9 protein-coding genes and 4 pseudogenes are annotated in these 9266 nt (G+C 57.6%); all 13 read right to left on the bottom strand.

Translation table 11 applies throughout. The features are described 5' to 3' along the window. Nucleotides 1-941: pseudogene (locus tag XcodCFBP4690_RS21830) on the bottom strand (XVIPCD domain-containing protein); the annotation flags it as partial. Nucleotides 942-982: 41 nt separating this feature from the next. Further along, nucleotides 983-1609 (bottom strand): hypothetical protein, encoded by a 627-nt coding sequence (locus XcodCFBP4690_RS21825; RefSeq protein WP_167394751.1) that lies wholly within the window; start codon nucleotides 1607-1609, stop codon nucleotides 983-985. Nucleotides 1610-1695: 86 nt separating this feature from the next. After that, entirely contained in the window at nucleotides 1696-1920 is a 225-nt protein-coding gene (locus XcodCFBP4690_RS21820; RefSeq protein ID WP_104544360.1) for a SymE family type I addiction module toxin, read from the bottom strand. Between the two features lie 16 nt (nucleotides 1921-1936). Beyond that, the gene (locus tag XcodCFBP4690_RS21815) at nucleotides 1937-3091 is read right to left on the bottom strand and encodes an XVIPCD domain-containing protein (protein ID WP_244183771.1); all 1155 of its coding nucleotides are present in this window, start codon (nucleotides 3089-3091) and stop codon (nucleotides 1937-1939) included. A 35-nt stretch (nucleotides 3092-3126) separates the two neighbouring features. Then, entirely contained in the window at nucleotides 3127-3534 is a 408-nt protein-coding gene (locus XcodCFBP4690_RS21810) for a hypothetical protein (protein ID WP_104544359.1), read from the bottom strand. Nucleotides 3535-3873: 339 nt separating this feature from the next. Continuing rightward, the gene (locus tag XcodCFBP4690_RS21805) at nucleotides 3874-4284 is read right to left on the bottom strand and encodes a SymE family type I addiction module toxin (protein WP_104544358.1); all 411 of its coding nucleotides are present in this window, start codon (nucleotides 4282-4284) and stop codon (nucleotides 3874-3876) included. Then, the gene (locus tag XcodCFBP4690_RS23240; RefSeq protein WP_341871625.1) at nucleotides 4281-4508 is read right to left on the bottom strand and encodes a hypothetical protein; all 228 of its coding nucleotides are present in this window, start codon (nucleotides 4506-4508) and stop codon (nucleotides 4281-4283) included. Before XcodCFBP4690_RS23240 ends, XcodCFBP4690_RS21805 begins: the two co-directional genes overlap by 4 nt. Before the next feature lie 3 nt (nucleotides 4509-4511). Then, nucleotides 4512-4697, bottom strand: a pseudogene (locus XcodCFBP4690_RS23235) (hypothetical protein); the annotation flags it as partial. 484 nt (nucleotides 4698-5181) lie between these two features. Further along, nucleotides 5182-6291 (bottom strand): hypothetical protein, encoded by a 1110-nt coding sequence (locus tag XcodCFBP4690_RS21785; RefSeq protein WP_104544356.1) that lies wholly within the window; start codon nucleotides 6289-6291, stop codon nucleotides 5182-5184. A 222-nt stretch (nucleotides 6292-6513) separates the two neighbouring features. Beyond that, nucleotides 6514-6924, bottom strand: coding sequence for a hypothetical protein (locus XcodCFBP4690_RS21780; RefSeq protein WP_146092011.1), 411 nt, complete (start codon nucleotides 6922-6924; stop codon nucleotides 6514-6516). A 152-nt stretch (nucleotides 6925-7076) separates the two neighbouring features. Beyond that, nucleotides 7077-7568: pseudogene (locus XcodCFBP4690_RS21775) on the bottom strand (TonB-dependent receptor domain-containing protein); the annotation flags it as partial. 273 nt (nucleotides 7569-7841) lie between these two features. Beyond that, the gene (locus XcodCFBP4690_RS21770; RefSeq protein ID WP_104544354.1) at nucleotides 7842-8753 is read right to left on the bottom strand and encodes a CPBP family intramembrane glutamic endopeptidase; all 912 of its coding nucleotides are present in this window, start codon (nucleotides 8751-8753) and stop codon (nucleotides 7842-7844) included. A gap of 224 nt (nucleotides 8754-8977) precedes the next feature. Next, nucleotides 8978-9266: pseudogene (locus XcodCFBP4690_RS21765) on the bottom strand (hypothetical protein); the annotation flags it as partial.

Here is a 9266-nt window from a genome sequence, read left to right as displayed (position 1 = left end):
CATCGGAGACGTCGGTCGGATAAGGGCGTGGTGGCTTCATCCGCATACGATAGCCGCGAAAGCCTCAAGTTCATAACACGCTCTAGATCAATGCCGTTGCGCTCGAGTATTTCTTCTTTCAATCCCAGACGTCGTATATTCAGAATCATCGGCTGTTCTGGCTCGCCGGGCTTTGGCTTGTTGTATTGCCGCTCATAGATGGCGGCCGTGGCCACCACCCATGGCCCGTAGTGGTTGGTGTAGTCGGACTGGCCTGCATGTCCGATACGCGTGTTCGCGGCAGGCTTGTCGAAGAAGTTAGCACCCATCGCTTCGACGTTAGCCGTAGTTGCGGGCATTGTCATGTCTGCGTTCAAAGTGAGGTTGGGCTTAAGCGCGTAATTGAATTGCGGCATACCGCCGGTGCGATCGATGAAGTCATGTACACGGCCTGGTGCCTCCCGATAGATATCCTCCAGAGAGGCATGCGGATTTGATTTCCGCACTCTGCTAACGACTGCATTCCAGCCTGCGATTTCCGCGCTAGCTTCATCTGCTCGATTGCTTGATAACACCTTTTCCGCGGCGTCGGAATAATCGTGCGTCGTTTGGGCTACCTGCTTCGCTGCGGTTTTAAATTCCTCACGTGAAGCAGCCGCGGCCGGACTGTACATACCATGTTGCAGTTCGTGACCTAACACAAACGTCATGTCACCAGAGTCGAGCGACCTTCCGCCAGGCCCAGTCGATAGCTTGGCTAGAGGTAGCCGTATGGAATGGTCACCGGGCGTGAAGGTTCCGCCAGCATTCGGGTCGGTGAGTGGCTTCAGACTGAGAACGCGCTGCTTTGCAACTGCGTCATTGAATTGATCAAGCAGTACAGGCGAGGCACTAAGCAGACCCTGCAAATTGGCGATGTGATCCGAGGTCACGCCTGGATGGCGTCCGAACTCATCAATCATGGCTTGCGCCTGTGGACTCAAGGGCATGACCGTTCCTCGGCTTAACGAATGTAGATCCATTCCACGCAGTGGTGCTCCACGCGCTCTTGGGGCGCGTCGGCCTCACCTCGAGGAAATACCTCAATGCGCATGCCCGGGCGATTGAAGAAGTCACTCATCCATCGCCCGTCTTCCACCACGTTTCGCTGGCGCGTAAAGCCAATGGCTTCCAGCCTCTTAGTGAATGTATCGAAATCCAACTCGCAGATCTCCGTCATGGAAGGAGAGGCGCCCGCTTGTGCTGGATTGAAGGTGAACTCGAACCAGCGCCCCGCAGTCGGCGTCTGGTCCATACCGAAGCTGTAACCCCATTCAGTGGTAAGCGGAGCACTGGCGCCGTAACGCCTGTGGTCTTTTTCCGCGTGCGTGACCGGGACACCCATTTTGGACCGCAGGTAGTCCGGAGTGAGGTCGTCAAGCTTCTGGATTCCTTCGATCAGCGCAAGCACGCGAGTGAGTGCATCTTTCGCCGTGCCTATCGGCGCGCCGGGTTGGCTATCTTGAGAGGCAGCAGCAGAATTGGGAGGCGAACTCATAGCAGATGTCTCCGTGAACGTCGCCGGGACTGGGGGGGCGCATGCGCCCAGGGCGAAGGTGGCAAGCAAAGCGTAGAGAGGGCGCGCGATCATGAAGCGTCCGTTGTGCGCTGGTGTGGCTGCGACGCTAGTGGCATCCGGTAGGGAGGTCAATCGCAAGGTCTCTGGCAGCCGCAGCCTCATCGCCGCACGCTACGCGCCTTGGCCGGCATCTCCACCGGCGGCAACACCTCCATCAACAACTGCCCCGCGCTGGCGGTGATGCGCAGCTTGGTGCCAATGGCAAAGCCCAGTTGCTCCAGCCATAGGCCGCTGAGACGGACGTGGGGTACGTGCTGGTTGCCGGCGCCCGCGGCAATGAGGTAGCTGACGGCGGATTGGCGCGCTTGGCGTGTGGGCTTCACCCTGCTTTGTTGAACCTCAGCGCGTCATCGACGAACCAACCTGGCTGACGGCTTGCTGCGACTGCTCCAGCGCCTGCTGCTGTTCGCGCGCCTGGGCCTGAGTCTGGTTGATTGCCTGCAGGCGATCGAACGACTGGGTCTCTGGTGTCTGCACGGCGTCAACGGTTGGCATATGGGCACGCTGGTGAGCCGGGTCGTTGAGGGCGCCCTGCACGACGAAGACCTTCTCGCCGCCCGCCAGCTGAGCCGTTGGGTTGTTGAGCACCACATGATCCACCCGCGACAGTCCTTCCTCTTTTGCCAGTGCCAGCAGGCTGGCTGTCATGCGCTGGCTTGCCCCATCCCACTCTTTGCCGTGCTGGGCGTCGAGCTGCATCACACCATCTTTGATCTGCTGGTACAGCGCGTGGTCTGCATGGCCTGGCTGTGAGGGCAACAACGCGGTCCTCGGTGAGGCCGGATGTGATTCAGGGGCAAGTCCACCCTGCGTCACATCAGAAGTAGTGATGTCGCCAATGGCCCCGGGCTCTGGCCGCCCCTGTTTAAGCTTCCAGGGAACGATGTGTTTGTCGTAATAATCACCATAATATTGCTCGTACGTCTTACTTGGAGCAACCGAAGGTTGTTCCGTCTTGAAGACCTGGGCAATCTGGTTCAATGCAGCATCGCGTGTGATGCGGCCTGCCATTTGCTGATCTGCAATTGCCTCGTACTGCTGCGGTCTCGTGCCACTTCCAGAGATACCGATATCTGGCCCCTGGTGATTCAGAATCTCACGTCGAACGAGTGCGTTGCTGAGCGTTGCAGCGGCCTCGCCTCGCAACATATTGTTCACGTAAGCTTGCTTGGAAGAATAATCTTTAGGTTCGGCGAACCCATGGTGTCCAATCTCATGCGATAGTGATCTTGCGATCCGTTCGCCTTTGCCAGTTGCGTTCTGGTCAATCACGACTTTCTTACCTGGTTCCAGGTAAGTACCTCCACCCGCGCTACCCCAATCAACGCCTATGCCATCTTGCTTGAACTGAGAAAGGCCTGCTTGAAGTGTGGGCGAAGAGTTAATTAAAGGCGCTAATGCTGGATCCTTCAGCGGAGAAGCGGGTAGCGCACCATTGGTTGGTGAACCCATCTGTTTTTGCTGCGGGAGTTTTTGTTCTTCATTAATTTCCATCATGCATTTCCCTTGCTTGACTCATCAAACTTATCTCAAAGTTTGCTGATCGAAATATAGCTCAGGTGTGACTGGTCTTCCGTCAAACCAAAGATGACCTTGGTTCCTTTAACTGCCATCTCCCAATAGGCTCTGGAATCTCGCGCATCTGGTCGAGGCGGATAAGGAACAGCATCGGCCCAGGGAGCTTCCACAAAAATCGGGCCAGGTGGCGAGAAATCGATAACCAACTTCCCGCGCGATGGATCATCTGTCGCATTAATGAACTCAACACGCTGCACCTTTTCACCTGCCAGCATGCCCTGCTCGCTTACCCGAAGCTCCCTTTCTCCGTCTAGGTGCCGTGGTCCAAATTGAGCTTGGAGCTGAGTACTAACGGCGGCGACATCCTGGAAGTCTGTTGCGATCAAACGATCCACATCTTGCTTGAGGCGTTCCGTCACGTCTTTGCTCCTGGTTTCAGTGGAGGGCTTTGCGGCCGCTATGGCTAACTGATCGCGTGGAGTACTCGGGGCACATCCCGCATGAAAGGTGCATAGTGCCAGCAACGCACTCGGTAGCAACGTTGCCCGAGGAAGGATATTACGTCCTTGGTTAACTTGCCGGCCATGGGATTTCCCAAGATGAAAGGGCATATCTCTAGATCCTGCGCTAAGAGTGTCGCTGAATCTAACACGTCAGTAACCTCGCATCGGGCGGCGGCAGCGCTTACCTCACGCGGTTCTGCGTTTGCAAGATCGGCAAGCGGCGTACAGGCTTCACCTGAATGCGGCGGATGGCGCTCAGCGACGCGCCCTAAGTTGCCTTGCAGGGACCTCCACTACCGGCAACACCTCCATCAGCAGTTGCCCTTCGCTGGCGGTGATGCGCAGCTTGGTGCCGATGGCAAAGCCCAGTTGTTCCAGCCATAGGCCGCTGAGGCGGACGTGTGGCACGTGCTGGTCGCCACCATGGTCGTGGGCGCCGGGGTAATGGGTGTAGCTGACGGTGCATTGGCGGGGGCGGCGGGCGCGGCGGGGTGCGCGTAGCGTGCCGGGGCCTTGCGGGGAGGCGTCCGGGTCGGGCGGCAGCATCGGTGGCAGCTTGGTGCGGTCGGGTTCCACAACCACCCACTGCACCCGCTTGGGCGGCGTGGGGCGCGTACGCGTGGGCCGTGCGCTGGCAAATGCCGTGGGTGGGCGGCGGCGGGTCATGGCGCCTCCGGCTGGTGGCGGGTAGTGCTGGGTGCAGCGACGCACTGCTGCAACGCCACGTCGATGCGTGCAGAAAGGCGATGCAAGGCCTGCGACAACACGCCGGGCTGGTTGAGCAACTGCTGCGCAAGATCGTCGCTGGCCTGCTCAACGGCCGCGCGTACGGCCAGCCGGCACGGCGCTTCGCCTACCTCGCTCAGCAAGCTATGGGCGGAAGCTGGCAACANGGTAGACATGGCAACGCCCTCCTGGAACAACCCAAGAACCGCCGCCAACGGCGACGGGATGTCGGGAGGTTCGAAACCGCACGTAGCCGGCGGGCATATTCCCCTTGCGGGTATTGTATTAGCCGCCCTCCCGACGCAGGCATTGCGTCGGCTTGTACCTGCAGGATGCAGGCACAAAAAACCCACCGGTTTGACGGAGGTGGGTACCGCTACGTGAGGAGTTTCGACGCTCCTTGGGCCTAGATTGCAAGTACACGGTCTGGCGTGTCAAGACACGCTGGCGGGTCTCGCGCGGCTGTGTGCGCCGCTGGCGCAGCTCCATACGGGCCACGCAAGCCGAGCGCCGTCGCCTGATAAGTGCACCTAACCCTCAGGTATCTACACCAACTGCTAGCCAGCATCCGCCTTCATCTACAGCAGCAACGCGCCCTGGGCCACGACACATTCCGCGTGATGGTCGAAGCCAAGACCCTCCGCTTTGCGGGCGTCAGGCCGTCCATCGGCCACGCAAGCCGAGCCTCATCGACTGATAAGTTAAACTGACCCCGTTTCTCCCCCGGTGATGTTCGGCGAAGACCGCGTCCCATTGAACGCGCTATGAAAATTCCGGTTACGATGTTGGTTTGACAGACCCGCGCCCGGCACCGAAGGCGCGCAGTTAACTGACTTGTCAAGCCTCATCAGCTACCAATTTACCACTATATTTTTCCGCTGCATCCAGTACTGCCGTAAGAGCGTTAGCTGGATTAGCCCTTCCATGTATTTTTTTCATTAACTCCCGGCACACATAGTGTCTAGATGGTAAATCTTCATTTTTGATATTTTTCAAACCGTCAGCAGAACACGTTGCTAAGATGGATTGCATGTTATCAACCATTTCAGCGTGCGACAACTCAAGATCAGATGGGAGCCTTTCAAATTCTTTAGCTTCGATAATCTCTTCAATCACGGTACTTTTCCACACAGTGCCAACTTGAGGGTCCTGCTCACCATTTACGGCCACTCGGCCTACATAAATTCCTGCAAGAATCGCTACATCTTGGCGGAATTGATAAGTTGAGCCAAGAATTTCAACTCGGCCATTAGGGCTGTAGTACAAAACGGGCGATCCTGACATGCCACTTTTAGACGCGCTATCAACTAAAAATTTTGGCTCTCTATTCCAGCCATCTCGCACCGATGAAGCAATCGTTGCACGCTTCCACACTGGCTGCGCGTAATAATCCTGAATATTATGAGGATACCCTGATATAAATAGCTCCTCTGTGACTTCAACGGCATTAAGCCACTTGGTAATAACTTCAGAGTTTGGAACAAGGTACTTTTGTATAGGGCATATTTCAGTCGCCCCCGCTCCCGACACCTCCATAATAGGAGAAAAACCAACCTCTCTTTTCTCTCCAGTTGACAGATGTAATTCAGATAGGAAAGTAGATCTTGGGTCAAAAGGAATCACAGCCACGTCTACGCGAGGCCAGTTTTCTGGGTGTATGTAGAACAGAGATTTTTCTTCATCGACTAATGGGATCGTTATAGAGTGACGTGTTGCTATACCAATACCTGGAATACTAACGACCAAATTCACAACCACGTTATCAGGGATCGCCAAATTATTTGAAAGAGGCTTTAGTGTTTCCGAATGCCGACCAGCAAGGTTGTGCCAAGCTGTAACAATATAAAAATCTGAGCCGTTTTTATAAATAACACCAGTACCAATAGATAAATCAATTTTCTGATATCGCATCGTTAAATGAACTACAGAGTTGCTTACAGATGCCATGAAAAATCCTTTGAGAATGGCCTGATCAACGCGACCGGAGAATGAAGTAAGACACATAGATTGCGCTGGCCGCGCTTAGATCTTCGGTTTTTGGCTATTTTCGGCGTATCGCTCCGATTACGGGCGCTCCTACCCCGCAGCAGGCATTAACTCTCTGCGCTTCAGCCACAAAAGAACGGTCCAGTTGCACTTCTTCCACAGACGCATACCCCGGAAAGACCCTTAATTATAATCGGCCAGGCATTTATCTAGTGCCTCAGTGGCGTCCTTTGCGTCACGAATGGCACCATGAAAAATCTGGGCCGCAGCATAGCGATAGTGCCGTGTCTGATCAGCCGGCTTATCGCCATCCATCGAAATTGCGACCATGACTAGTACGCCGTCACTTATCCGCATCTCCACTGCGTGCCTCAAAGCAAGGCCCAGCTCAGAGCAAATCTTTGTGCTCTTCTTTTCCCATGCACCGGGCGCAACAACAAGTCCTGCAATGCGCTTCTGGAGCGCGCCTGATGCCTGCTCAGCGGCCTGCTTGTAGGCGTCCATATTTTTGGCTACACCATCGTAGTCGATCTTGCCTTGGCCGTGTACTGAAAATGCAGCCAGGAGCAAGAGAACCCCTGCAAATCCCTTCATGTGCTTCGCCTTCCGTAGTAAGCCGAAAGGATATCTCAAGGGCTCCCCGCTTCGAAATAATAGTTCCAGGTTTACTTCCACCACAGCCAAGCCGTCGCCAAACCATCGCGCCCATACCGCCACGCGGCAGGCATGGGCGCCACATGCTGGACCTAGAACTTGTAGGTCAGCCCCAGATACGCCAGCCGGCCTGCGTAGCCGCCGGTATAGAAGCGCGCACGGGTGTCCTCGCCCAGGTGCGAGCGGGACTCCTGCTTGGTCAGGTTCAGCACCGAGGCAGTGAGGCTGAGCGCCGGGGTGATGTTGTAGGCCGCGTTGACATCGATCTGGTAGTACGGCTCCTCGAAGACGTTCAACCCGTTGACCAGGCCTTGCACCAGCTCACCGCGACGGTTGTACGAGGCGCGCAGCAGCAGGCTGTCGGTCTCGTAGAACACGGTGAGGTTGGTCTGGTTCCTGGCGCTGCCCGGCATGGAGGTCTTGCCGGCCTCGGTCCCGTCTTCCAACCGCACCGCGGCCTTGCTGGCATCGTTGTAGGTGTAGTTGAACTGCATACCAAGACCGAATGGCAGCGTGTGCTGCGCGTAGAGCTCCACGCTTTGCGAAACTGCGTCCTGGCCGCCGGCCTGGGTGCTGTAGCTCTGAAACCTCAGGGTCAGGTCGACTTCCTTAAGTGAATCTGAGCCCGTTCTTTTGAGTGACCGCTTAGGGTCGGGAGCTGCCCTAGCCCCGATAAACATCTCTAATTCTAATGTTGGATAGCAGTTCCCCTACCTACCGAGAAGCCCCGTAGCGGAGCGTCGATCGGCCCACCGAGCGCTAGCAGACGCTCCATTGCGTGGTCGTCGCCGGTACGGCGAGAGCCAGCATCCGATCGGCAAGGGCCCGGACCGGGCGATGCCGCCCGGGCAGTGGCGTTACCTGCTGGTCGGCGAGAAATTCTGAGCTCCGCGCGTCTTTCGCCACTGGATCCACGCGATCGCGGCGACGAAGAAGACGCTGCACAGGTAACTGCCTTCCGGCCCTTCCGCGCCACCGGTCAGAGCGTCGAGGCCTTGCGGGCGCAGCGCCACCAGCAGCGCCGGCAAGTGCGCATCCATGCCGGTGACGGGCAGTTCGAAGCCGGTCGCGAGCAACCAGTTCCACCCCGCGTGCCAGCCCATCACGCCCCAGATATTGCCGGTCCGCAGCGCCCAGGCGCAGGCGAACAGCGAGAACAGGAACATGCCGAGCATGACCCGGGGCGGCTGGTGCGGACTGAAATGCAGGACGCAGAAAACGAGCGACACCAGCAGCACTGCCACCGCGACATTGGTCTTGCGCGCCACCACCGACAGCATCCAGCCGCGGAAGATGACTTCCTCCACGCTCGCCTGGAACATGAAACTCAATAGCAGCAGACCGATGTGCAGCAGACTGACGGGCGACCGCCAGGCCTGCCCCAGGCCCGCCGCCTGCATGCCGCCAGCCATCCAGATCGCGACTACGACCAGCGCGATCGTGCCGAATCCAACGGCCAGTCCGCGCAGGAAGGTTTTCAGCGGCGCCGGACCGGTCAGCCCGATACTCCCCAGCGAGCGCCCTTCGACGAAGCGTACCCAGGCGAGCACGGCCGCCAGCGTCGGCGCGAAGCCGATCCAAAGCAGCGCATACAAGCCAGCGAGGCCGATCGGATCGCCGCGCGGCGTCGACCAATGCTGCGACTGCATCCACCCATCCAGCGCGATCACCGGTACCGCGTTGAACAGGATCATCAGGATCGGCGTCAGCCAGGCCCAGGGCAGCCAGCCGCGGGCCGGATCGGGCGAATACAGGGCAACGGGGGTCATGCGGGGCTCCAGGTCGACGTGATCGCCGCTGCAAGTTGCCATCCGCGCGGAGGCGTGGCTACCTGTTTGTGACCAAGCCACAGAAGCTGCCGATGAATCACCCGGATCGCCGACGAAACGGAACTAACGGTTCCAGGTCCACTTCTTTTACGGCAGGCCGCGTGGCGGTACGGGTGCGATTGTTTGGCGACGGCTGGGCTGCAATGGAAATGAACCTGGAACCGTTATTTCCAGCGGCCGTCCTCGACGATGTTGCGCTCGCGCGTGAATCCCATTTGTTCCAGCTGCTGGGTAAAGCGGTCGAAGTCCAGGCCGCAGATCTCGGTCATCGGGGGCGATGCGCCAGCCACATTGCGATCAAAACGAAGTTCGAACCAGCGTCCATCGAGCTTGGTTTCATCGACTCCAAATCCATAACTCCAATCCTTAGAGCGTGTTATGAACTTGAGGCTTTCGCGGCTATCGTAAGCGGATGAAGCCACCACGCCCTTATCCGACCGACGTCTCCGATGA

It is taken from the genome of Xanthomonas codiaei (assembly GCF_002939785.1).
GTDB classification, from domain to species: Bacteria; Pseudomonadota; Gammaproteobacteria; order Xanthomonadales; family Xanthomonadaceae; genus Xanthomonas; species Xanthomonas codiaei.
Note: the sequence above shows the minus strand (reverse complement) of the source record. Positions and strands in the feature narration are given on the sequence as shown.